Source organism: Myroides sp. C6-3 (assembly GCF_050522425.1).
Classification (GTDB): Bacteria; Bacteroidota; Bacteroidia; order Flavobacteriales; family Flavobacteriaceae; genus Flavobacterium.
This window is the reverse complement of record NZ_JBMVQP010000003.1, coordinates 103,894-127,037: the sequence shown is the minus strand read 5'-3', so window position 1 is coordinate 127,037 and position 23,144 is coordinate 103,894. Positions and strand designations below refer to the sequence as shown.

Annotated in this window: 23 protein-coding genes; 7 read left to right on the top strand and 16 right to left on the bottom strand. The window is 37.8% G+C overall.

Annotated elements, in window-relative coordinates:
* Positions 1-17: 17 nt before the first annotated feature.
* On the top strand, positions 18-968 hold the full coding sequence (locus ACPDG9_RS02490) for an aldo/keto reductase (protein WP_430526231.1): 951 nt from the start codon (positions 18-20) through the stop codon (positions 966-968).
* A 44-nt stretch (positions 969-1,012) separates the two neighbouring features.
* Here ACPDG9_RS02490 and metG read toward each other — a convergent pair whose 3' ends face one another.
* From metG to ACPDG9_RS02465, 5 genes are all read right to left on the bottom strand, one after another.
* Entirely contained in the window at positions 1,013-3,073 is a 2,061-nt protein-coding gene (metG, locus tag ACPDG9_RS02485; RefSeq protein WP_430526230.1) for a methionine--tRNA ligase, read from the bottom strand.
* 173 nt (positions 3,074-3,246) lie between these two features.
* The gene (locus ACPDG9_RS02480; protein ID WP_430526267.1) at positions 3,247-3,744 is read right to left on the bottom strand and encodes a hypothetical protein; all 498 of its coding nucleotides are present in this window, start codon (positions 3,742-3,744) and stop codon (positions 3,247-3,249) included.
* A gap of 71 nt (positions 3,745-3,815) precedes the next feature.
* Complete coding sequence (locus ACPDG9_RS02475) at positions 3,816-4,061, bottom strand: hypothetical protein (RefSeq protein WP_430526229.1); 246 nt, start codon at positions 4,059-4,061, stop codon at positions 3,816-3,818.
* A 28-nt stretch (positions 4,062-4,089) separates the two neighbouring features.
* Positions 4,090-4,542 carry a cytochrome d ubiquinol oxidase subunit II gene (locus tag ACPDG9_RS02470; RefSeq protein ID WP_430526228.1) on the bottom strand — a complete coding sequence of 151 codons (453 nt, stop codon included), beginning with the start codon at positions 4,540-4,542 and terminating at the stop codon, positions 4,090-4,092.
* Positions 4,543-4,545: 3 nt separating this feature from the next.
* Positions 4,546-5,112, bottom strand: coding sequence for a hypothetical protein (locus tag ACPDG9_RS02465; RefSeq protein ID WP_430526227.1), 567 nt, complete (start codon positions 5,110-5,112; stop codon positions 4,546-4,548).
* A 187-nt stretch (positions 5,113-5,299) separates the two neighbouring features.
* On the opposite strand from ACPDG9_RS02465, the gene ACPDG9_RS02460 reads away from it, so the two are divergent.
* Positions 5,300-6,439, top strand: a complete 1,140-nt coding sequence (locus ACPDG9_RS02460; protein ID WP_430526226.1) for a DUF2891 domain-containing protein — start codon at positions 5,300-5,302, stop codon at positions 6,437-6,439.
* A 92-nt stretch (positions 6,440-6,531) separates the two neighbouring features.
* Here ACPDG9_RS02460 and ACPDG9_RS02455 read toward each other — a convergent pair whose 3' ends face one another.
* From ACPDG9_RS02455 to ACPDG9_RS02415, 9 genes are all read right to left on the bottom strand, one after another.
* Positions 6,532-6,882 (bottom strand): tRNA-binding protein, encoded by a 351-nt coding sequence (locus tag ACPDG9_RS02455; RefSeq protein ID WP_430526225.1) that lies wholly within the window; start codon positions 6,880-6,882, stop codon positions 6,532-6,534.
* A gap of 89 nt (positions 6,883-6,971) precedes the next feature.
* Positions 6,972-7,535: a 2'-5' RNA ligase family protein gene (locus ACPDG9_RS02450; protein WP_430526224.1), complete on the bottom strand. Its 564-nt coding sequence runs from the start codon at positions 7,533-7,535 to the stop codon at positions 6,972-6,974.
* 232 nt (positions 7,536-7,767) lie between these two features.
* The gene (locus tag ACPDG9_RS02445) at positions 7,768-11,178 is read right to left on the bottom strand and encodes a hypothetical protein (RefSeq protein ID WP_430526223.1); all 3,411 of its coding nucleotides are present in this window, start codon (positions 11,176-11,178) and stop codon (positions 7,768-7,770) included.
* A gap of 174 nt (positions 11,179-11,352) precedes the next feature.
* Positions 11,353-11,967 (bottom strand): toxin-antitoxin system YwqK family antitoxin, encoded by a 615-nt coding sequence (locus ACPDG9_RS02440; RefSeq protein WP_430526222.1) that lies wholly within the window; start codon positions 11,965-11,967, stop codon positions 11,353-11,355.
* Positions 11,968-12,001: 34 nt separating this feature from the next.
* Positions 12,002-12,616: a toxin-antitoxin system YwqK family antitoxin gene (locus tag ACPDG9_RS02435; RefSeq protein ID WP_430526221.1), complete on the bottom strand. Its 615-nt coding sequence runs from the start codon at positions 12,614-12,616 to the stop codon at positions 12,002-12,004.
* A 34-nt stretch (positions 12,617-12,650) separates the two neighbouring features.
* A complete protein-coding gene (locus ACPDG9_RS02430) occupies positions 12,651-13,259 on the bottom strand; it encodes a toxin-antitoxin system YwqK family antitoxin (RefSeq protein ID WP_430526220.1) in 609 nt (202 codons plus the stop codon).
* A complete protein-coding gene (locus ACPDG9_RS02425) occupies positions 13,256-13,813 on the bottom strand; it encodes a hypothetical protein (RefSeq protein ID WP_430526219.1) in 558 nt (185 codons plus the stop codon). Before ACPDG9_RS02425 ends, ACPDG9_RS02430 begins: the two co-directional genes overlap by 4 nt.
* Positions 13,814-13,941: 128 nt before the next feature.
* Positions 13,942-15,195, bottom strand: a complete 1,254-nt coding sequence (locus tag ACPDG9_RS02420; protein ID WP_430526218.1) for an aspartate kinase — start codon at positions 15,193-15,195, stop codon at positions 13,942-13,944.
* A 6-nt stretch (positions 15,196-15,201) separates the two neighbouring features.
* Complete coding sequence (locus ACPDG9_RS02415) at positions 15,202-15,672, bottom strand: N-acetyltransferase family protein (protein WP_430526217.1); 471 nt, start codon at positions 15,670-15,672, stop codon at positions 15,202-15,204.
* A 94-nt stretch (positions 15,673-15,766) separates the two neighbouring features.
* Between ACPDG9_RS02415 and fbp the strand changes: the two genes are divergently transcribed.
* Positions 15,767-16,777: a class 1 fructose-bisphosphatase gene (fbp, locus tag ACPDG9_RS02410; RefSeq protein WP_430526263.1), complete on the top strand. Its 1,011-nt coding sequence runs from the start codon at positions 15,767-15,769 to the stop codon at positions 16,775-16,777.
* A gap of 47 nt (positions 16,778-16,824) precedes the next feature.
* On the opposite strand, the gene ACPDG9_RS02405 is transcribed toward fbp, so the two are convergent.
* Positions 16,825-17,364 carry a TerB family tellurite resistance protein gene (locus ACPDG9_RS02405; protein WP_430526216.1) on the bottom strand — a complete coding sequence of 180 codons (540 nt, stop codon included), beginning with the start codon at positions 17,362-17,364 and terminating at the stop codon, positions 16,825-16,827.
* A 147-nt stretch (positions 17,365-17,511) separates the two neighbouring features.
* On the opposite strand from ACPDG9_RS02405, the gene ACPDG9_RS02400 reads away from it, so the two are divergent.
* Positions 17,512-17,940 carry a deoxycytidylate deaminase gene (locus tag ACPDG9_RS02400; RefSeq protein WP_430526215.1) on the top strand — a complete coding sequence of 143 codons (429 nt, stop codon included), beginning with the start codon at positions 17,512-17,514 and terminating at the stop codon, positions 17,938-17,940.
* A gap of 8 nt (positions 17,941-17,948) precedes the next feature.
* Positions 17,949-19,517, top strand: a complete 1,569-nt coding sequence (locus tag ACPDG9_RS02395) for a S41 family peptidase (RefSeq protein WP_430526214.1) — start codon at positions 17,949-17,951, stop codon at positions 19,515-19,517.
* Between the two features lie 177 nt (positions 19,518-19,694).
* Here the strand turns inward: ACPDG9_RS02395 and ACPDG9_RS02390 are convergent, their stop codons facing one another.
* Positions 19,695-21,761: a M13 family metallopeptidase gene (locus ACPDG9_RS02390; protein WP_430526213.1), complete on the bottom strand. Its 2,067-nt coding sequence runs from the start codon at positions 21,759-21,761 to the stop codon at positions 19,695-19,697.
* Positions 21,762-22,003: 242 nt separating this feature from the next.
* Here ACPDG9_RS02390 and ACPDG9_RS02385 point away from each other — a divergent pair, with 242 nt between their 5' ends.
* Both ACPDG9_RS02385 and ACPDG9_RS02380 read left to right on the top strand, forming a co-directional pair.
* Complete coding sequence (locus ACPDG9_RS02385) at positions 22,004-22,711, top strand: SCO family protein (RefSeq protein ID WP_430526212.1); 708 nt, start codon at positions 22,004-22,006, stop codon at positions 22,709-22,711.
* Between the two features lie 193 nt (positions 22,712-22,904).
* Positions 22,905-23,144, top strand: a complete 240-nt coding sequence (locus ACPDG9_RS02380; RefSeq protein WP_430526211.1) for a FeoA family protein — start codon at positions 22,905-22,907, stop codon at positions 23,142-23,144.

The window sequence follows — 23,144 nt, the reverse complement described above, 5'->3', positions numbered from 1 at the left end:
AAAAGCACAAATAAAAAATGAATAGAAAAAAATTAACGGAGGATATAGCGATTTCTGAAATTTGTTTCGGTGGAAATGTATTTGGATGGACCTTGGATGAAAAAGCATCCTTGCGTATGTTAGATGAATTGCATGAGCAAGGGATTAACTTTATTGATACGGCCAATAGCTATTCTCATTGGGTAGCTGGAAACACTGGGGGAGAGTCGGAGCGTATTATTGGGAAATGGTTTGCGGAAAGCAAAAAAAGACAAGACGTGATATTGGCCACTAAAGTAGGTGGAGGGATGCAAGGTGTTGAACGCGGATTAACAAGACAACAGATCATCGAGGGTATTGATGCGTCTTTACAGCGCTTGCGTACGGATTATATTGATTTGTACTATTCGCACCACGATGATGTGAACGTAGGAGTAGAAGAAATTATGGGAACCTTTCAAGAACTGATTCAAGCCGGAAAAGTACGTACACTTGGAGCCTCTAATTTAAGTGGGGAGCGTTTACTTGAAAGTAATCAAGTAGCAGAAGCCAAAGGATGGACGAAATACGTTGCCCTACAACCGCTGTATAACCTCTATGATCGAGAACAATTCGAAACGGAGTATAAAGCTATTGTTGAGGAAGAAAAGTTGGCTGTAGCGCCTTATTTTGCGTTAGCTAGTGGTTTCTTGTCTGGGAAGTATACAACAGCTGCAGATTTGGAAGGCAGTGCTCGTAAAATGATGGTCGAAAAGTATCTAAACGATCGTGGGTTAGCTATTTTAAGTGCTTTAGCGAAAACAGCTCAAAAGCATCAAGCCACAAGTGCGGAAATAGCGATTGCTTGGTTATTACATCAACCTGTAATTACATCGCCAATTGTTAGTGCAACAAGCGCCAAACAATTGCAGGGTTTGATTCAGGCAACTAAAGTGAAACTGGATGCGGATGATTTGTTGCTTCTGGAAGAAAGTAGTACATGGAGATAAAAATAAAAAGCCTGCGGCATGCAGGCTCTTTATTTGAATTCTATTTAATTAATCGTTGCTCCGTTTTGTACCCCTTCTTCATCTGGGTTGACGAATACCAATTTGCCATTGGCATCTTCCGTCATTAAGATCATCCCTTGACTTTCTACCCCACGTAGTGCTCTTGGTGCTAGGTTAGCTAAAACCGTTACGCGTTTCCCGATGATTTCTTCTGGTTTGAAGTGTTCTGCAATTCCCGATACAATCGTTCTTACATCCAATCCTGTATCCACTTTTAAGACTAAAAGCTTGTTTGCTTTTGGCATTTTTTCTGCTTCTACAATCGTTCCTACGCGTAAATCCAATTTGGTAAAATCGTCATAAGTAGCGGTTTCTTTTTGGGGTTCTACTACTGTGTTCGCTGCTTTATTTGCTTGTTTGGACGCTTCTAAACGATCCAGTTGTTTTTGGATTTCTTCATCCTCAATTTTAGCAAATAATAACTCTGCCTCTCCAATTTGATGTCCTACGTTCAACAACGGTTGATCTACTTCAACAGCAGACCAAGCGATCGGTGTTGCTAAGCGCAAGATCGATTTTAATTTAGCTGCTGTAAACGGCAAGAATGGTTCTGCCAACGTACTTAAGGCTGCAGCAATTTGTAGCGCTACATACATTTGTGTTTGTACGCGATCCGCATCTTCCTTGATTAATTTCCAAGGTTCCTCATCTGCTAGGTATTTATTTCCTAAACGCGCCACATTCATCATCTCACCCAAAGCTTCTCTAAAACGATAACGGTCAACGGAACTCTCAATCACCGCTGGATAAGCTCTTAACTCTTGTAACGTTGCGATATCTACCTCAGAAAAAGCATGTGGTTGCGGAACTACTCCGTTGTAATATTTATTCGTTAGTACTACGACACGGTTGATGAAGTTTCCAAAAATAGCTACTAATTCGTTGTTATTTCTCGCTTGGAAATCTTTCCATGTAAAGTCATTGTCTTTGGTTTCAGGTGCGTTAGCGGTTAGTGCATAACGCAATACATCTTGTTTCCCAGGGAAATCTTCCAAGTACTCATGCAACCAAACCGCCCAGTTTTTAGACGTAGACAACTTGTTTCCTTCTAAGTTTAAGAACTCATTCGCAGGTACGTTATCTGGCAGGATATAGCTGCCTTCCGCTTTTAACATCGCAGGGAAAATCACACAGTGGAAAACAATATTGTCTTTTCCGATGAAGTGAACCAATTTGGTGTCTTCTGATTTCCAGTAGGGTTCCCAATCTTTCCCAACACGAGCAGCCCATTCTTTCGTTGATGAAATATACCCAATAGGCGCATCAAACCAAACATATAATACTTTTCCGTCTGCACCTTCTACAGGAACAGGAATCCCCCAATCTAAATCACGGGTTACTGCACGCGGTTTTAAACCATCATCTAACCAAGATTTAACCTGTCCATATACGTTGGGTTTCCAATCGTTTTTATGACCTTCTAAGATCCACTCACGCAAAAATCCGTCGTATTGATCTAGGGGTAAAAACCAGTGTTTGGTCGATTTTAAAATCGGTTTACTCCCTGTAAGAGTCGATTTAGGATTGATTAGATCCGTGGCATTTAAAGAAGTACCACATTTTTCACATTGATCACCATAGGCTTCTTCATTCGCACATTTTGGACAAGTTCCCGTTACAAAACGATCAGCTAAGAACTGTTGTGCTTGCTCATCGTACAATTGTTCTGTTACTTCTTCAATAAATTTTCCCTCGTTGTACAATTTCTTGAAAAATTCAGAAGCTGTTTGATGGTGAATAGATGAAGAAGTACGCGAATAGTTGTCAAAGGTAATACCAAAATCTTCAAACGATTTTTTGATAATACCATTGTATTTATCGATTACCTGTTGCGGGGTAATGCCTTCTTTTTTTGCTTTCATAGAAATAGCCACACCGTGTTCGTCGCTTCCACAGATGAAGGCAACATCTTTGCCTTGCATTCGCAAGAATCGAGCATAAATATCAGCTGGAACATAAACACCCGCTAGGTGTCCAATATGGATTGGCCCATTGGTATAAGGCAATGCCGCAGTTAGCGTATATCTCTTCGGATCTTGTATCATAAACTATATTCTATATGAAATTAATAAGAATGCAAAAATAAGCATTATTGCCGTAAGTTGAATGCATTATTTTGAAGTGTTTTTGCTGCTTTTTACCCAGATCAAACAATAAAAAAGGCAAAATCAATTCGATTTTGCCTTTTTTACGGATATTAAATAATAAAATAGCTATTTTATGGTAGTGGTTGTCCCACCTGAATATCACAACGGTGCCCCGGTTGTCCATGTGGAGGATTAATTTTTCCACTACTTGCTGACTGTCCTTGCTCTTGCATGATACGATCTTTTGCTTGGTCATTCACCAAGAAAGGTTGACCTTGACTTGCTGCTACTGGTGCAGCTGATGTTTGCATGCCGCCTCCTGCAGGAGCATCTAAAGGTGTTCCAACGGGAATGTCACAACGGTGTCCTGGTTGCCCATGCGCTGGATTCAACTTACTGCTAGCTGCAGTGGTTTGATTTGTTGTCGCTGGGGTACTCGCTACTGGTGTAGGTTGCGCAGGTGTTGCTTCCTCTGTTGCTTCTTTCGTGGGCTCAGGAGTAGGCGTACTTGCCGGTTGTTCTGTTGTGGCTCCATCAATGGTTATAGTAGAGGGCTCTTTACCCGTGTCTTTACAAGCTGTTACGCTTAAAAGGAGCAGGGATGATACTGCAAATAAATAGTTCTTCATGATTAGTTAATTGGTTTGTATGGTAAACTTAACTATTTTTAATTGGAATAAAAACGATTAGAAGTTAAACCTTATTCTTTAGCTGTATTTTTTTCTGTATTCTCTTCTTTCATTTCTTCCTTCATCTTGAAAGATGTCATACCAGAAGAACTGTTTTCTTTGGTCCCGTGCATGGGAATTTGAACGGGTTGTTCCGTTGTTGAAGTCGATTGATTCAACTTGATGCGTTCTGGTTCTTGTGTTTCTTTACTTTTATCTGTACAGCTCCACAGGCCAAAAAGAACAAGGGAACAAAATAGGAGAGCGGATGTTTTCATGTAATTGAGTTTTAAAATAGTAGTTAAATTATGCCGTAGTTACCTCTGGTGTTTCTAAGTTGGTCAACGCAACTTTTCTTTTCTTTAACAACAAGATATACACCGCTGAAAAAATCCAAGCAAACCAAAACAAGTAAAATCCCATGTGGAAATTGCTCTTCATGTATTTGTGTGAGGTTGTCGTAAAGTCAAGATAGGTATAATAGGCGGCTCCGAGACCAATTAATATTGTGAAAAAAGCGATGGTATTTGCTATTTTACTCGGGGTAAAATACTTGAAAAAGGCAAGAATAAGGATTAGAAAAGCTTGAACTGCAAATAGGAGTAAAGCCGTCTTCCAAGGAGATTTAAAGACCAAATATTCTTTGTATACAAACGTAATACCCATTCGACCGATGAAGGACATCTTCGAAATTAAAAAGGCCATCAGTATAGCCAAAAGTGCCTGGATTAAAAGCAAGATAAATATATTCTTTCCCATCTGTTACTTTGTGATTTTCCAACCTGTTTCTTCGGAATACTTCATTTTAAATTTTCTTGTAATAAACTCCGTATGAGGTGATTTGTCTTCTTTGAGGAAATGAAAAGGTGTTGGACTCTTTTTTAACATCACTGTTGCTGTTGCTGATTTTTTGCCTTTGGTATCTAATTGAAAACCATTGTCTTTATCAACGAGGTATTCAATGGTTTTAATTTTAACTTTATTGTTTTTCTGTTCTAACACAAAAGGATGAGCCTTCTCGGTCAGTTTGATGGTTCCCTGCCATAGACTATCTTTCGATAGGAAGCGTTTTTTGGTTGAAAACTCCGAGAGATTGAGATAACCCTCATCCGCCAATTGTTGGTATTGCTTGATGAGCTCGCCGTCTTTTTTAGTTCTTAATTTCGTCTCTCCAACCGAAAAGGTTGTACTTTCATAGATGGGTTGTGTTTCCATATAAGCCTCAATGGCTGTAATAGCCTTAGAGGGATTCAAGGACTTGTTGTCACACGAGATAATAGTGATGGCCAACAAGAGTACGCCGAAAAAGGATAAGGTGATTCTACGCATTTTTATTTCAAATGTACAAAAAAGTGAACGTCTGAGCTGTATATTTTTTAAATCAACTGCTTTTTTATAAATCAAAGACAATCAGAAAGATAAAAAGAGGGATGTGAAAGAAAATAGCTTAATTATTTGACTGTTGAAGTTCCTTGTTTTTAGAATAATTCCTACATTGGGTGTTTAAAGTAAAAGAATGAAAAAAATAGGTATTTACACCGTGTTGAGTTTTGCTTTATTAGGCTGTACGCCTAAAGAGAAAAACAAAGAATATGATAAAGAATATAACAAAGAATATGGCGAAGAATATGGCGAAGAACAAACGGCCACTGAGCCTTTGGTGTTGGGGATAGAAGAGGCAACAAAAATTATTGCTTTGCCTTTGCATTGTCTTCAACAAGAGTATCCCAATAAATTAGGACAAGTTTTGGGCGCAGATGCAGATTTAAAAACGCCCAAACAGTTGCGTCCTGTTTTTTATGGTTGTTTTGATTGGCATTCCGCGGTTCACGGGTATTGGTCTATTGTGGAATTGATGAAGCGCTTTCCAGAACTCGACCAACAACACCGTATTCGCGAGCGCTTAAATGCATTGATTACGACCGAAAATGTAGCCGTAGAATTGGCTTTTTTTGAGGATCCAAACAATCGAACTTTTGAGCGTACCTATGGATGGGCTTGGCTTTTTCAGCTACACGGAACTTTATCGACCTGGGAAGATCAAGATGCGCAACGCTGGGCGAAGGTCTTAGAACCTTTAGCTGAGGTATTAGTGGAACGCTATCAAGAATATTTACCTAAATTAAATTATCCGATTCGCACAGGAACGCATGATAATACCGCTTACGGATTATCGCTTTCTTTGGAATATGCGCGTTTGATGAAAAAATCCGCGTTTGAAACTATACTGATTGAAACAGCAAATCGCTTGTATGCAAAAGATGTCAATTGTAACCTCGCTTTTGAACCGAGTGGACATGATTTCTTATCTCCTTGTTTGGAAGAAGCCCGTTTGATGAGTAAAATACAAGATGAAGCTACTTTTAGAACGTGGTTGTCTACTTTTTTACCGGCTATTTTTACCGAAGATTTTCAATTAGCAGTAGGTAAGGTATCCGACAGAACGGACGGCCACCTTGTACATTTGGATGGATTAAACTTCAGCAGAACGACTTGCTTGACTGATTTGGCGAAGAAATTACCCGAATTAACTCATTTGCGCACTATTGGTAAACAACATTTTGACGCTTCTTTTGGCAATATAACAGATGATGATTATATGGGTAGCCATTGGCTGGGAACTTTTGCACTCTATGCGTTAGTACACCATGATTAATCCAAAAAACTGAAAGTGGATTCGTTTGATGAGCATTCATCCACAAAGAATATACCATTAAAAACAAAAAGGTTTCGCTCGCGAAACCTTTTTTATCCTATTCTCAATCCGTTTTTTACGGGTTTGTCTAAGCTCATTAGTGTTACTTCTTTGCCTTCTACCGCTCCCATAACCAAACATTCACTCATGATGTTGGCAATTTGTTTAGGTGGAAAGTTAACTACTGCAATAACCTGTTTTCCTATTAACTCTTCAGGCGTGTATAATTTTGTAATCTGAGCTGAGGTTTTCCTCATGCCAATTTCTTCTCCAAAATCTACAACTAATTTATACGCAGGATTGCGTACTTCTTTGAATTCTTCGGCTTGAATAATCGTACCAACGCGCATTTCTACTTTCATGAAATCATCCCACGTCAGCGAATTATTGTTGCTGTTTTCCATAATTTAAGTTTTGTGTAAACTCAAAAATAAGGAAAAATTAAAACATAAAAATTGTCAAATGCGAAAAAAAGAAGATCAATATTCCTCTTTTAAAATAAAGTTAGCTGTGTTTCCCCTTCTATTGGTTGTGATAAAAAAGGGTAGTAATGAATACAATCAAACTGTCGACGCTCCATATTGAGTCGGCGAAGGACGATTAAATCACAGCAAAATGACAGTTGTGGTTGCTCAAATAATGCATACGCTTGTTGTATTTTAACGTCATCTAGTTTGCGTGCTATGGACAAATGTGGATCTGTACATTTATAAGCATTCTTTAGCTGTAAGGTTTGAAATAATTTCTGTGCATAGGTCTTTAACTGCGGCTTAGCTAGCGCATCTACTTCTAAAAAAAAGGTCCCATTCGGGTACGTACCAAAAGAGGATAAATGCGTTTCTACTGGCGTAAATCCGTTGCAACAACGCGTGATTTGTTGGTGCATACGCTGAATATCTTGTTCACTCGCTTGAAATTCAGCAATCGTTAAATGCGCTAATGAATTTTTACTGTTGTACCAACCGATTACTTCGCCCAATTGTAATTTCATCACTTTGACTTGTTCAATTAAAGCTAGATCGGGTTGGAAACAAAGGGAATATTTATTGCTATACATAATTGGTTATGGGTTATCAGTTATGGGTTATCAGTTATGGGTTATCAGTTATGGGTTATCGGGTGATTTTCTGATTTAAGAATACATATATTTTTTAATCGATAATTTGGTGAAAAAGCAACTTGCAAAAAAGCAAATCTAAAGGTTATCGGTCTAGTTCTAACATCTCACCACCTCACCACCTCACCACCTCACCACCTCATCATCTCATCATCTCACCCTTCATCCTCACTTAAAAAAACGCTCTCAACTGTACGCTTCCTGTGTGAATGGTTGACGTGGACTCATTGCTTCTTCCTTGGTAATTCAAACTCAAATCTAAGTAATTTGTAAGATTTTTTTGAAACATCAAACGCCAGGTCATATTTTTTCCTGGTTGTAATCCTTCAAGCATTTGATAACCAATAGGTGAAAAGGCATTACCTGTAAAAGTATTTTGAAAAAAGGACAATTCTCCATTCACGGTAAATAATTTTACTTGATTGAAAGTAAAGGAAGAGCCGAGACGGTGTTGCTGTAAATTTTCAAAATCAGCGCTTTGGTTTTTCTTTTCTTGAAAGGTATAGAAAAGATCAACCTGAGCTTGTGAGGAAAATAAATAGGATAACTTCGTTTCAAAACCTTGAATTTTTAATTCGTAATTTTTACTGGCATACGAAGGTGATAAGGTTTCCTGCTTGGTGGTTTTACCCAAAAGATCAATCAACCATGTTTTTCGAATCAAGTGATTATATCCCAATTGATGGGTTTGTATTTTATTTTCGGTTGAGCCATAAGATAGTAGATTTTTACTTTTGGATTTGGTGTACATATAGGTGACACTATGGCGTTTTTTACCGCGGTTGTAGTATAAATAATTGTTGAAATTCTCCAATAAACCAACCATTTCATCCTTGTCTGTTGTAAAAGGATGTAGTCGCAGTTGGTTGCCTTTTTTTAAGTCTTTTCGATCTATACTATACGATGTTTGGTTATAGAAGAAAGCTAGGATTCTCCTGATTCCCGTAGCATTTTGCCATAGCGCAGCAGGGTTTAGCGTTAAGGTCTGCGTAAGTTTGTTCTGATTGGTTGGCAAGAAAACCTGACTAGGTAAATATAATCGTACATATTTTCCTAAATCGGGATAAGGAGCAAGTTCAAATTCTTCCAATTCTTGAATGCCATTGTTGTTGTAGTCAATCCACATGTATTGTCCACGACCAGGTTCAACTTCTAAATACGTAAATTCTTGTTGGGCAATGGTTCCTGAACTTATTTCGTATAAGGTGTGAGATTGTATAAAACCCTTAAAATATTGATCGCGATAGGTTAAGATGCTATTGATGGTGTTTTCCGTTGGTTTATCTTCAGCAACTGGGCGAACAGAACGATAGTTGGCATAGAGATTCAGATCGCGTGTTTCTGATTTCAACAGTTGAGACTTAACGTAAAACGTATGGGCTTTGGAGAAGCGTTCAAGTTGGTTGTTTTGTATGCTGTCATTGAGTCGGAATTGATATCCTAATTCAATATTTTGTTCCAATGAGTCTCCTCTTCCTACAAATAAATCTAAGGAGGAATAACGGTGGCTCATGGGATTGAGTACTTGCGTTTCTTGAAGTGTTTCTTTGTTTTGCTCAAAAGCAAGACGGGTACCGACATAAGTAGATTCCCAAGTGTGTTTAATTTGAGTATGGCTCTGTATAAAGGTGGTCTTCTGCAATACACCATCGGCTTGCATAAGGCTATTTTTCGTTTCGATTAACCAAGGTTTTGATCGCCACTCGGCTAGTAGATTCTGTCTATGTCCTTTATAGTCATCACCAAAGTTGAGCTGTTCAAACAAGTAAGTGGCGGTTGCTTTTCCTGGAATTTTAAATTCTAATCCCCCTGTTAGTAAGCTTTGATTACCTGTAGTGTATGGTAAATTCCAATCGCGATCAAATTCGATAGAAAATAGGTTTTCTAAGGAGTGAAAATTTTTGTGAATAAACTGAAGATCCGTGAGTACATTAAGCTGAGCTTCATTCTTTGTCCATAAACGCTGTTTTCCCTTTAAAGCTGTAGCCCAACCTTTGTTTTCTTCCTGATCGAGGGAAGAAAACAAATTGGCATCGTGGTTGCTGAAAGCGAGTTCAACATCCCATGATGTTTTTTCTGAGGGACGATATGCCGCGTTAAAAGTGGCTATGGTATTTTTGATTGGAGCGACAAGTTTTACTACAGGAGAATAATTTCCCTGAGGAACACCGTGAATAGGGGCGATATATTCATAAATACGCCCAATCGATTGGGTGCTTTTTAAGACATAATCTCCCTGATTACTGCCAACTGCAGTAAAAGTTACTTGGTAGAGTTCGGCATCTGGATTGGTGGAAAAAACAAAATAGGATTGTCCTTCGGGTGTTTGTTCTTTGGTGTATAGTACTTTATTCTCTGAATAGGTATCTCTGTAGGCTGAAGGAGCAATCATGCGATTGGGATCGTTCCCCGCCTGTTTGAGGACGTCAATTTGCTCTTCTGTTAAACTCTGCTGTAGCGATTGATTTTTTAAATCAGTTTCCGTAAATACAGTAAGCCCGAATTGCCAAGCTTGCGTTTCGTGTTGGATATTGCCATAGCCAACAAAACGCGTATAGTTGCGATCAGTATACTGATACTCGATGGCTATTCGCATATCAGCGGTAATGGGATAGCGCGTTGTGAAGCGCAATTCACCCGAATTGTAATCGATGACGTAGTCGTTATCTTCCCCTCGTTGAAGTAACAAACCATTGACGTATACTTTTTCTGAACCCGACACAATGAGGATGTATAATTCGCCATTACTCCCTTTTAGTTTATAAGGACCTTGGTTGCCCTCCTGCCCGGTAAAGGTGCTGCGTGTATATTGCCCTCTAGCTAATGCTGCTGCTGCTTCGATTGTTGTTGTTGCCTCCTCTTTTTCAAAGACAAAACGCGTAGATAATCCTTGGACTTTCTTGTTGAAGTTTAGAAAGCGACGCGCTCTATTTTCTAAGAAAATGTCTCCCGCCCGAATGGACCAATCATCCGAGAATAGTTCAATAAATATTTGATCAAATTCATTTATTTTTTGAGAGTACCCCCCATATTGCAAAGGGAGGTTGTTATCTTGGATGGAGGCGCGAATCTTGACACGATCAGATAAGTTTCCCGTAATTTGCAAATCTAAATTCGATGAGGTAACCGCACTTTGATTGGTTCCCATGGTCAAACCTCTCGATAAGCTTCCCATGGTATTTAACCCTTCAAACGGAACAAAAGCAGGTCGATTGTTGGTTTGATGTTGATACGTAAAACTACCTGCTTCGTTGGGAACAATACGCGAAGTATCATAATAACTAATCGGAGTAGTTAAGAAAGAAGGGAGTTCTAGGTAATAGAGCGTTAACGGAAAAACTAGCGTGGATCGAAGGAGTGTAACGATATTGGTACCAAAGTTTACCTCATAGTAAGCAGAGGGTACAAGAGCTCCTTGTGCATCTCGAATTTCGAAATAACTGTTGTTTAATGGAGCAGGGGGAAGTTGAAAAGTCGTTTGATTTTCATTCCAAATCTGTTGTTTATACAGCGAGTTTCCTTCTTGTGCAAAAGAACAAGAATACCAAAAAAGGAAAAGAAATAAAAAACGCTGTAGCTTCATCTATGTATAAACTCCATTTCGTCAAAAGTAGTGTATTTATCATAATATTTAACATAGATAGCTATAGGCGATGAATGAGGTGCATAGGCGCATACTGAATCTACCCCCCTTTCTTAGTGATCGGTTATAGTAGTCTTTCGATCACTTCAAAAACCACATCTTTTTGTGAAAAAATCATTGGTTATACTGTGCTTTGTAGTCCTGTTCTACTTCTTTATATGAAACCTCTTTCCCCTCTTTGTTGTAAAAGATTTCGACTTGATTTTTTTCTTTTTTTCTTAATACTTTTCCGTCGATGTAATAATAAAAACCATTACCTAGGGAGTCGTATTTTGCTCGTAACACCCCATTGTTATAGTATGATCTAGATTCTCCTATTTGTATGTCATTTTTATAGCTTGTTTCTGATTTTAGTTGACCATTTTCATAGCAAGAAATTGATTTCCCCTCTTGCAATCCGTCTTTTCTGTAGCTTTCATAGTTTAATTGTCCATTGTAAAAATAATACCTCCAAAAACCGTTTTCTTTGTTGTCTTTAAATTGGATGTCGTATTCTTTATTTCCATTAGGATAAAAGGTAGTAGCTTGGATGTGTTCACCTTGTTTATATAGATGAATAGCCGCTATTTGTTTACCCAAGTAATTGAGGGCCTCTCCGGTATAGGGTTTGTTGGTGTCTTTGCAATAGAATATCCCTTTGATTTCAACCAAATCGTCTAGGGTATATTCTTTTTTATGGCATCCTAGTACAAGGGGTAAACCCATAATAAATAAAGCTATTTTTCTCATTTTTAACGAGTGATAGGGTATAGTTGGTAAAAAATCAAGAGTTATACTGTGCTTTGTAGTTTTGTTCTACTTCTTCATAGGGAACCTCTTTTCTCTCTTCGTTGTAAAAAGTTTCTTTTCCTCCTTGATGTCGGTAGCGATGGAGCTTGCCGTCTTTGTAGTACGTCCATTCATTGCCTAGGGAATCGCCTTTTGAATTGAGCGAACCATCTTCATAATAGCTGATGTATGTATTCAACTGGATGTTGTCTTTGTAATTCGATTCCGTTTGCAATTGTCCATTCTCATAATAAAACCTCGCTTTTCCTTGGCGTTGACCTTCTACGTAATAATATTCATAGTTTAATTGTCCATTGTAAAAATAATACCTCCAAAAACCGTTTTCTTTGTTGTCTTTAAATTGGATGTCGTATTCTTTATTTCCATTAGGATAAAAGGTAGTAGCTTGGATGTGTTCACCTTGTTTATATAGATGAATAGCCGCTATTTGTTTACCCAAGTAATTGAGGGCCTCTCCGGTATAGGGTTTGTTGGTGTCTTTGCAATAGAATATCCCTTTGATTTCAACCAAATCGTCTAGGGTATATTCTTTTTTATGGCATCCTAGTACAAGGGGTAAACCCATAATAAATAAAGCTATTTTTCTCATTTTTAACGAGTGATAGGGTATAGTTGGTAAAAAATCAAGAGTTATACTGTGCTTTGTAGTTTTGTTCTACTTCTTCATAGGGAACCTCTTTTCTCTCTTCGTTGTAAAAAGTTTCTTTTCCTCCTTGATGTCGGTAGCGATGGAGCTTGCCGTCTTTGTAGTACGTCCATTCATTGCCTAGGGAATCGCCTTTTGAATTGAGCGAACCATCTTCATAATAGCTGATGTATGTATTCAACAGGATGTTGTCTTTGTAATTCGATTCCGTTTGCAATTGTCCATTCTCATAATAAAACCTTGCTTTTCCTTGGCGTTGACCTTCTACGTAATAATATTCATATTTCAATTGACCAGAAAAATAATATTCTCTCCAGTATCCGTGTTCCTCATTGTTTCTCAAGCTAAAATCAATTAAGGGTAAACCATTGGAGTAGAATTCCCTTACGCGGATATGTTGTCCCTGTTCAAAACTGTTAATAATTAAATTGACACTGTAATCTGTGGTTTCTCCTGTAAATAGTGTTTGGGTATTCGGAAGATAAAATAAGCCCTTGTTTTTAACCAAATCCTCCATGGTATACTCTTTCTTTTGACAGCTGTGAATTAGCAGTAGGCACAGGAAAAATGCAATAGTATGCTTCATCTTCTTTGTAGAGAAATTTTGTGTTGCGTTTGTACAAAACTGTTTCCTGCACTGGAAAGAAGAGGCAAGGTAACGTAAATATAGAGCTTGCTGTCCTGGCTAATTTTGAAATTAGACAATTTAAACGATTTCATTACTGAAATTCCCTGTTCTACAATCGTTGGTTCAACTAAAGAGTAATCGTTATATAGGTTGTTGTTCATATTGGGATTGAGTAGTAGTACTCTTTTACCATTAGATTGTATATTTTCTTGATACAAATAGCTCAATGTATATCCTTTGAGGTCATTGTTGCCTTTTACAGATACTTGTGCTCGAATATCAACGGTATCATCGTCGTACACGTCGTAGAAGCCATGAACATAAGACGTAAACATTGTTGTTTTAACTCCGCGCTCGGTAGTAGGATTGGGATATTGAAGGTTGAGGGAACCTGCAGGAGATAGTTTAGCAGATCCTTCTTCGGAATGGATAAATCCACTGTGAACGATTCTCTTGGCATCTAGATAGCCAAACTTCGTATTGTACGAAGGCATTTTGTAGGGTAAAGACATTACTTAGTTAGTTAAAGATTTGGATACTAGTGAAGTAGCTTTTTCTAGTAAAAAAACTAGGCTAAGTCACTCTTTTTAGGAGTGTAATTCCTAAAAAGAGTACTACCATTTACCATGCCAAAAAGCATTTATTCTTTCGTTACCATTTGCATGGTTTCTCTGTTGACTTGTTTTAATAAGAGCGTTCGATTGTTTAGAACGCGATTTGCTGAGGTTTCGTCAAAGTGGCGAATCGTATAGAGGGAAACATTCTCGTTATAACTCACGCGGTATTGATCATTTAGTTTTTGACGCAATGCTTCGAAGTGATTGAACTTGTCTTCCACACAAACTGAGAAACTAATTGCCGAGTTTTGAATGACATTAACCTTGATGTTGTATTCACAAAACAATTGAAAGATATCACTGATATTTTGTTCCATGATGAAGGAGAAGTCTTTAGAAGATAGTGAAATCAACAGCTGGTTTTTCTTGACAATGAAGCAAGGAATAGCGGGTTTTAAATCCGCTCCTTTAGAAACTGAAGTTCCCGCAAGAGTAGGGTTGACAAATGATTTTACATAAAGTGGAATTTCCTTTTGACGAAGCGGTTGTAAGGTTTTCGGATGGATAACAGATGCTCCGTAAAAGGCTAATTCAATCGCCTCTTGATAGGAAATTTGCTCTAAGAGTGTTGTATCTTCAAAATAGCGAGGATCTGCATTGAGCACCCCCGGTACATCTTTCCAGATGGTTACGCTTTCTGCATGTAAAGCATAAGCGAAGATAGCTGCTGAATAATCTGATCCCTCTCTTCCTAACGTAGTGGAGAAGCCATTGTAGTCTGACCCTATAAATCCTTGGGTTATATACAATTCTTTTTTGTCTATAGCCTGTGTAATGGCAGCACAAGTGGTGTCCCATTGTACGTTGGCATCGCGGTAGGTTGTGTCTGTTTTGATTAAGTTTCGAGCGTCAATCCATGTATTGTCGATGGCGCAAAATTGTAAATAATGGTGTAAAATTGTGGTAGATAACAGCTCGCCATAGCTTACAATTTGATCATATACAAAATTGTAGTTTGGGGATTTGTTGTTTAATAAAAAAGAAGTTAGCGATTCAAACAAGGCATCCACCGCACCGTATACTGCGTGATTTAAATCGGTGAACAGCCCGTGTAGAATATCAAGGTGATAGGTTTTGACCAGTTCTACAGATTCTGCCAAATCAAATCGATTCTGAAAGTAATTGTGTACGACTACTTCTAACGCATTTGTTGTTTTACCCATCGCTGAGGCAATGAGTAAACTGTCTGCATAGCCCACGGTTCGCAGTACTTGGGCAACGTTTTTTACATTGTCCGCATCTTTAACTGATGCACCTCCAAATTTATATATTTTCATGTCCAACTAATTTGTTATAAAGGCGTGAATCCCTTGCTCATCCATTTGTACGGTGTACCAATCTTCCAATACAGTAGCTCCCGTTTTTTTATAGAAATCAATGGCGGGTGTATTCCAGTTTAAAACGACCCATTCTACGCGTTTGACTTGTTCTTCTTTTGCTATCTCTATTACTTTTTTATACAAGGCTAAGCCTGCACCTGTTCCTCTTGCTTGTTCTGTGACAATCAAATCTTCTAAATGAATGGTTTTTCCTTTCCATGTAGAATAACGGTAGTAAAAAAGTGCCATACCGATAAGTACGTGGTCCTGTTCTGCAACCCATACTTGAAAAAGGGGATGTGGACCAAAACCATCGCGAACAAGATCCTCAACCGTTATAATTACTGCATCGGGCTCTTTTTCAAAGGTGGCTAATTCTTGAATTAATTGTAGTACAGCTGGCATATCAGCTGGAGTAGCTGTTCTAACATTCATCTCTTTTGTTGGATTTATGGTTAATAACTTCGTTTGAATGACAAAATTAACGATATTTGCACAGCAAAATACACAACTAAAGAATCATTTTTCCATGACAACAAAAAGACACCAAACACTAGGGGAGTTTATTATTGACAAACAAGAGGATTTTAAATTCTCATCGGGAGAGCTCTCTCGTTTAATTAACTCTTTACGACTGGCTGCGAAGGTAGTTAGTCATCAAGTAAACCAAGCAGGTTTAGTTGATATTGTGGGGGCTTTTGGTACGGAAAACGTACAAGGAGAACAACAACAAAAACTAGATGTTTACGCGAATGAAGTTTTTATCAACACCTTAGTTAATCGCGAAATTGTATGTGGAATTGCTTCGGAAGAAGAAGATGATTTTATTACTATTCAAGGTAAAAAAGGAGATAACGACAGCAAATATGTAGTGTTGATTGATCCGTTAGATGGATCTTCGAATATAGATGTGAACGTATCAGTAGGAACAATTTTCTCTATTTATCGCCGTGTGACACCTGCAGGAACACCCGTACAAATAGAAGATTTCTTACAAAAAGGTGAAAACCAAGTAGCAGCGGGGTATATTGTATATGGGTCTTCAACAATGTTGGTTTATACAACAGGAGCAGGTGTAAATGGGTTTACGTTAAATCCTGCAATTGGAACGTTCTATTTGTCTCATCCGAATATGAAGATCAAAGAGGACGGAAGTATCTATTCCATCAACGAAGGGAACTATATTCAATTCCCACAAGGTGTAAAAGATTATTTAAAATACTGCCAAGAAGAACAAGGAGATCGTCCGTATTCTGCTCGTTATATCGGTAGTTTAGTTTCCGATATTCACCGCAATATTTTAAAAGGGGGTATTTATATTTATCCAACAAGTACAAAGGCACCAAAAGGAAAATTGAGATTGTTGTACGAATGTAATCCAATTGCATTTATCATGGAACAAGCAGGGGGAAGAGCTTCAGATGGATACCAACGTATCATGGAGATTGAACCAACGGCTTTGCATCAGCGCGTTCCCTTTTTCTGTGGAAGTAAAAATATGGTGGAGAAAGCAGAAGAATTTATGGCTTTGCACCAATAAGATATAGGATACGAAAAAGGGGTTTTACACGTGTAAAACCCCTTTTTTTAATGTTTAAGTTGTTGAATTTCTAGAATAAACTTGTCGATATCGACACCTAAAACTAGAAGAGATAAGGCTTTATTGACAATTAGATCAATATCTCCTGTAAAGCCTAATGCGGCAGTAAACTTGCGTAAAATGTCTTTCTGTTTGGGACCTAAGATATGATTGACATACACCATACGCGCTAAATCATATAAACGCTCGATTCGGTTAATCTCTAAATACGGAGGATTAACGGGGTATTTTTCGGGATTGGCCATGATTTTCTCATAGTCTTCAGCTGAAATATCTAATTTATCCGCTAATTCGTTTAAGAACTTAAGTTCTTCTTGACTGATATCTCCGTCAGCTAAAGCAACGCGTACAATGGAAGCGAAATGCCCTTTGTTACGCTCTTTAAAGTCACTGTCATATAAATCTAAATAAGCCATAATGAGTTCTTTTTTTGTTGTTAATTGGTTTAAGGTGTTAATTAGAAGTAATGTACAAAATTTCTTTAGATAAATGCGTGTATTGATTAAAAAAATAATAGCCCAAAACACAGGTATAAAGAGGGGTTATCACGCTTTTTTATCGGTAGTAATGAATCAATTGAACAACGATTGTGTATTATTTCAAAAGAGGATAGAGAGCCAAGTGAAACTTATGCGTATTTTTGTCGTATATTAAGAGTTATAAAATAGAGGTTTATGTCAAATCCTAAAGTAACTAAGTACGATAAAGCCTATTTGCGTATTGCACGTGAATGGGGACAATTATCGTACTGTAAGCGCAAAAAAGTAGGAGCAATTATAGTCAAAGACCGTATGATTATATCTGATGGATATAATGGAACCCCTACGGGGTTTGACAATTGTTGTGAAGATGAAAACGATCAAACCCATTGGTATGTTTTACACGCAGAAGCAAATGCTATCCTCAAAGTAGCTAGCTCAACTCAAAGTTGTCAAGATGCTACCTTGTATATTACTATGTCTCCTTGTCGAGATTGTAGTAAATTGATTCATCAAGCGGGAATTAAACGCGTGGTTTATGTAGAAGGTTATAAAGATAAGGCAGGAATTGATTTTCTTACGAAGGCAGGCGTTGAGGTTGTTCATATGGAAGATTTAGAGTAGTAAAGGATATGAGAAGAATTTTTTGGCCCCTGATTATTGCAATATCTATTTCACTAGGCGTACTCTTAGGTGGTTTTTTGGTATCCGCCTCTCAACGTACGCAAGGTAATTTTTTTACCAATCACAATAAGTTAAAACTAAATCGATTGCTCGATTTTATTGAGCAAGAATACGTGGACCAAGTGGATACGGATTCTATTGTCGACCGCACGGTTACTACAATCTTGGAACAATTAGATCCTCACTCCGTTTATATTGGAAAAGACCTAATGAAGGAGGTGACGGAATCCATGCAAGGGAGTTTTGTAGGGATTGGGGTGCAATACTATATGTATCAGGATTCGTTAGCGGTGATTAAACCCCTGGAAGGCGGACCTTCCATTCAATCGGGTATTTTAGCAGGAGATCGCATTCTCCATGCTGATCAACATCCGTTATATGGCAAAGAAGTTTCTTCAGACACCGTATCCTCGATACTTCGAGGAGAGAAAGGAACGGCTGTTACACTAGAGATTTACCGTAAAACGACCAAGGAAAGAAAAAATATCGTAGTAAAACGAGAGCCTATTCCCCTAAAAAGCGTGGATATCGCGATAAAATTAGGGAATCAGTATGGCTATATCAAAATCAATCGATTTGCCAGTACAACTTATGAAGAATTTCAAGCAGGGCTACTGCAGCTAATTGAAGAGGGAATTGAAGGACTGATTATTGATCTACGCGATAATAGCGGGGGATATATGGATCAGTCAAGCAAGATCTTAAATGACTTTTTGTCGACGGATCAAACCATAGTTAAAACAATCAATCGAGGAGGACAAGAAAAAGTTACGAAAGCAAAGAGTACTAATTTGTTTACAACAAAGCCACTTTATGTGCTCGTGAATGAAAATAGCGCTTCAGCGAGTGAGATTATTGCAGGAGCTATTCAAGATAATGATCGAGGTACAATTGTCGGTAGACGTACGTTCGGAAAGGGATTAGTTCAACGCGAATTGATGCTAGGAGACGGTTCTGCCATCCGATTGACCACTGCTCGTTATTATACTCCTTCAGGTAGGTCTATTCAAAAGAACTACAAAAATGGTATCGAAGATTATAACAACGATTTCCGTTCTCGTTATGAACACGGTGAGCTGTACGCCGCCGATAGTATTAAAGTTGCCGATAGTCTTCAATTTAAAACACGAGAAGGTCGCATTGTTTATGGGGGAGGTGGAATTGTACCAGACGTATTTGTACCCATTGCCAGAAAACACGGGGAAGAAGCTATTGTAATGATGATGAAATCAGGGATTGTTAGCTACTATGTCTTCCAAGAAATAGATAAAGAACGGCAAAGATATGATACGATGACGGCAGATGAACTCATCGAATACTTACAGGCGGATCAAAAGGAATATAGTGCTTTTAAAGGGTATTTAGAACGCAATAAGCTGTTCTTTAAATTAGATCGCCATAAAGATTTAGTGATGCATTTCCTTATCGCGGAATACCTAAATCAATTGAAAGAACAAAAGGATTATTATGAATGGCTGTTGAAGATTGATCCAATGGTTTTGAAAATTAGCAGTTAGCAGTTAACAGTTAACAGTTAGCAGTTATCGGAAGTTTGTCGGCTAAAACCTATTTTTTCATTTTCTAGAAAAATAATATATTTCAGTAAACTTTACCCATAACAGATAACAGATAACACATAACAGATCATAACAAAAAAAGGGGGAATTTCGAAAAGAAATTCCCCCTTTTTTATATTACCAAATTTTCACTCGATCTTCTGGTTTGATGTAAAGCTTGTTTGTATCTTTAATATCAAATGCTTCGTAGAAAGCATCAACATTTTGCAAAGGAACAAAGGCTCTATAATAACCTGGTGCGTGTGGATCTGTTTTTACTTGATTCTTAACAGCTTCATCACGTGCTTTCGTTCTCCAGATTGTCCCCCAAGAGATAAAGAAACGTTGTTCTGGTGTATATCCGTCGATTAATCCTGGATCACCGTTTTCTTTTAAGTAGATTTTCAATCCGTCGTAAGCTGCGTTAACACCGCCTAAATCTCCAATATTTTCACCTAAGGTAAATTTACCGTCTACAAAAACACCTGGAAGTGGCTCTAAAGCGCTGTATTGAGCAGCTAATTTATCCCCTAAAGTAGTGAAACGCTCTAAGTCAGCATCTGTCCACCAGTTGTTTAAGTTACCATTTTTGTCGTAACGAGCACCAGAGTCGTCAAAGCTATGAGAGATTTCGTGTCCGATAACCGCACCGATACCTCCGTAGTTGATTGCCTCATCTGCTTTATAGTCATAGAATGGTGGTTGTAAGATAGCCGCAGGAAATACGATTTCGTTGTATAAGGGGTTGAAATAGGCATTTACCGTTTGCGGAGACATTCCCCAACGCGATTTATCTACTGGTTTTCCGTAGTCTTCTCTATTTTTTGCTACTTCCCATTTTGATGCATTTCTACTGTTTTCGAAATAGTTTCCTTTATCAGCTGGAGATTTGATATCCATTTTAGAATAATCTTCCCATTTGTCAGGATAACCAATTTTAACGGTAGTAGTTGCTAATTTTTCTAAGGCTCCTTTTTTAGTTTCTTCAGCCATCCAAGGTAAGTTTTTGATGCGCTCACCGAATGCTGTTAATACGTTTTTGATCATCGCCTGTGCCTTGGCTTTCGCTTCAGCTGGGAATTTTTTCTCCACGTATAATTGGCCTAAAGCTTCTCCAATAGTACTGTTTACAACAGCAAGAGCTCTTTCTTCTGCAGGTCTTTGCTCTTTAGCACCTTCTAAAGTTTTAGAATAAAACTCCCAGTTTGCCGTTTCCATGTCTGTAGACAATGTACTAGCATACCCGTTTACTAATGTCCATTTTAAATACGCTTTTACATCATCGATGTTTTTAGCTGATAAAATGTCATTTAAGGCTTTCATGTATTTCGGTTGATCCACAACAACTTTGTCGATGTTTTTCAATCCTGTAGCTGCAAAGTAAGCTGTCCAATCTACTACAGGAGCAATTTTTTGCAACTCTGCAATTGTCATTGGATTGTATGTTAAACGGCTATCACGGCGTTCTACTCTTGTTAAACGAGGTTCAGCCATTTTTGTTTCAATTGCCAATACGCGTTTTGAATCAGCAGTTGCTTCTTCTTTTGACTCACCAGCCATCTCTAACATACGAGCGATGTGAGCAACATATTGTTCGCGTTTTTCTTTCATGTCTGCCTCTTGCAATACATAGTAATCGCGATCAGGTAACCCTAGTGAACCTGCACTCAAATAAATCGTGTTTTCATTTGAGTTTTTCATATCTGCGTATACATACGAAGAGTATAAACCTAGACCACCTTCATCCGCTAAATCGTTGATCAATTTAGTAACGTCATCCGAATTTTGAATCGCGTTGATTTGATCCAAGTATGGTTTTAAAGGAGTTACCCCTACACTGTTACGTGTAGCATCGTCTAAGTACGATTCAAATAAAGCAACCGCTTTGGCTTGATCTGATTTTGCATCTAGATTATGAGCCGCAGCTGCTTCTTTTAAAATAGCTAAAGCGTCTTTATCTGTGTTCTGTCTCAATTCGTCGAAACTTCCCCAACGGGTTCTGTCGTTTGGAATTTCGGTGTTATCATACCACGTACCGTTTACAAAACGGAAAAAGTCATCACCAGGATTTACACTTAGATCCATATACTCCAAGTTAATTCCGTGATTTTCTTGATCTGCAACTTCTTCCGTTTTCTTGCCATCTTTACAAGCAACTAATGAAGCTAGAGCTAGACCAGAGGTTAATAATACTCGTTTTTTCATTTTTATTTCAGTTTTTACTTTAATTCTAGTTTAAACAAAAATAGAAAATATCTTTAGAGTAATTTCCATTTGAGCCTATAAATTGAATTTTTGGAAATAAATCTTCCTTTTTCTTTTGAATTAGCGTGTTTCAATACCTAAATAGCGATGGAGTAGTTCTATTTTTAAAGTGGTGGTTTTAAGCTTGCTTTAACGTATTTATAGGTTTGAATTTGTAAGTTTGTAGGAAACTCAAAAGTATCATGTTTCAATTTTTTAAACGCTATAGATATTTCTTTCTATTTTTCTTTTTGATGAGTTGTGGAATTCTCGTTTTGTTTTACAATGCATTAAAGTATAGAAAGAGTTTGCCCGTGTATACCCCTTCCATGGTTAACCCAGAAATGGTGGATAGTTTAATACAACACGAGGCAAATAAGCAAAAGCATCGCATTGCTCCATTTACTTTTATCAATCAAAATGGAGACACCGTGACCAATAAAGATTACGAAGGTCATATTTATGTCGCTGATTTCTTTTTTACTACTTGTCCAACCATTTGTCCCATCATGGGAGATAATATGGAATGGTTACAAGAAAAGATCAAGGCAGTACCAGGAGTGAAGTTACTATCCCATACCGTAACACCAGATATAGATAGTGTACCTGTGTTAAAAGAATATGCGTTGAAAAGAGGAGTGGATGATGCGGTTTGGAATTTGGTAACGGGTGATAAGCGCGATATCTACTTTATGGCTAGGAATTCTTATTTAGCAGTTAAGACAGGTTCACCGGATGAAATGTACGATATGGTACACACAGAAAATTTTATTTTGGTAGATAGTGAAGGGCGAATTCGAGGGTTTTACGATGGGACGAATCTCGATACCAAAGATCCTGAAAATAAAAATATGCACCAATTATGGGAAGACATTCAATGGTTGTATGAACACGAGAAAAAATCGAAGTAAAAAATCAATAATAGAATAGAAAAAGCCAGGTCGATCTTACACCTGGCTTTTTTTGTATGCTGGCAAAAAAGCTTGAAATAGCAGGTAAATACAAGACATTGATTTAGTAGTATTTGGACTAATTAATCTCAAAATAGTATTCAAATTCTTTTTTTATTCCTTATTTTTGCAATGTGAATTAAATCTAAATAAGGTGAATACAACGTTAGACTTATTGAAAAGAAATGAAAAGGGCGTTATTGCTGATTTTGATATGCATAAAGTACCTTTAAAACTATTAGAAATGGGATGCTTACCTGGTAATCAGGTTGAATTATTAGAGATAGCTCCCTTAGGTGATCCAATCTATTTTTGTATTAATGACACGCATTTGTCTATTCGCAAAGAATTGGCAAGAGAAATTGTGGTTAACTTAGAAGGTAATTTCAAATAG

Excerpts from the sequence above, each read along its gene's own strand:
- ACPDG9_RS02475 (WP_430526229.1), bottom strand. The coding sequence starts at position 4,061 with ATGAAAACATCCGCTCTCCTATTTTGTTCCCTTGTTCTTTTTGGCCTG.
- ACPDG9_RS02420 (WP_430526218.1), bottom strand. The coding sequence starts at position 15,195 with ATGAAAATATATAAATTTGGAGGTGCATCAGTTAAAGATGCGGACAAT.
- ACPDG9_RS02390 (WP_430526213.1), bottom strand. The coding sequence starts at position 21,761 with ATGAAAAAACGAGTATTATTAACCTCTGGTCTAGCTCTAGCTTCATTA.
- ACPDG9_RS02415 (WP_430526217.1), bottom strand. The coding sequence starts at position 15,672 with ATGAATGTTAGAACAGCTACTCCAGCTGATATGCCAGCTGTACTACAA.
- ACPDG9_RS02455 (WP_430526225.1), bottom strand. The coding sequence starts at position 6,882 with ATGGAAAACAGCAACAATAATTCGCTGACGTGGGATGATTTCATGAAA.
- ACPDG9_RS02465 (WP_430526227.1), bottom strand. The coding sequence starts at position 5,112 with ATGCGTAGAATCACCTTATCCTTTTTCGGCGTACTCTTGTTGGCCATC.
- ACPDG9_RS02460 (WP_430526226.1), top strand. The coding sequence starts at position 5,300 with ATGAAAAAAATAGGTATTTACACCGTGTTGAGTTTTGCTTTATTAGGC.
- fbp (WP_430526263.1), top strand. The coding sequence starts at position 15,767 with ATGACAACAAAAAGACACCAAACACTAGGGGAGTTTATTATTGACAAA.
- ACPDG9_RS02490 (WP_430526231.1), top strand. The coding sequence starts at position 18 with ATGAATAGAAAAAAATTAACGGAGGATATAGCGATTTCTGAAATTTGT.
- ACPDG9_RS02425 (WP_430526219.1), bottom strand. The coding sequence starts at position 13,813 with ATGTCTTTACCCTACAAAATGCCTTCGTACAATACGAAGTTTGGCTAT.
- ACPDG9_RS02385 (WP_430526212.1), top strand. The coding sequence starts at position 22,004 with ATGTTTCAATTTTTTAAACGCTATAGATATTTCTTTCTATTTTTCTTT.
- ACPDG9_RS02435 (WP_430526221.1), bottom strand. The coding sequence starts at position 12,616 with ATGAGAAAAATAGCTTTATTTATTATGGGTTTACCCCTTGTACTAGGA.
- ACPDG9_RS02395 (WP_430526214.1), top strand. The coding sequence starts at position 17,949 with ATGAGAAGAATTTTTTGGCCCCTGATTATTGCAATATCTATTTCACTA.
- ACPDG9_RS02470 (WP_430526228.1), bottom strand. The coding sequence starts at position 4,542 with ATGGGAAAGAATATATTTATCTTGCTTTTAATCCAGGCACTTTTGGCT.
- ACPDG9_RS02400 (WP_430526215.1), top strand. The coding sequence starts at position 17,512 with ATGTCAAATCCTAAAGTAACTAAGTACGATAAAGCCTATTTGCGTATT.
- ACPDG9_RS02430 (WP_430526220.1), bottom strand. The coding sequence starts at position 13,259 with ATGAAGCATACTATTGCATTTTTCCTGTGCCTACTGCTAATTCACAGC.
- ACPDG9_RS02440 (WP_430526222.1), bottom strand. The coding sequence starts at position 11,967 with ATGAGAAAAATAGCTTTATTTATTATGGGTTTACCCCTTGTACTAGGA.
- ACPDG9_RS02480 (WP_430526267.1), bottom strand. The coding sequence starts at position 3,744 with ATGAAGAACTATTTATTTGCAGTATCATCCCTGCTCCTTTTAAGCGTA.
- metG (WP_430526230.1), bottom strand. The coding sequence starts at position 3,073 with ATGATACAAGATCCGAAGAGATATACGCTAACTGCGGCATTGCCTTAT.
- ACPDG9_RS02445 (WP_430526223.1), bottom strand. The coding sequence starts at position 11,178 with ATGAAGCTACAGCGTTTTTTATTTCTTTTCCTTTTTTGGTATTCTTGT.
- ACPDG9_RS02450 (WP_430526224.1), bottom strand. The coding sequence starts at position 7,535 with ATGTATAGCAATAAATATTCCCTTTGTTTCCAACCCGATCTAGCTTTA.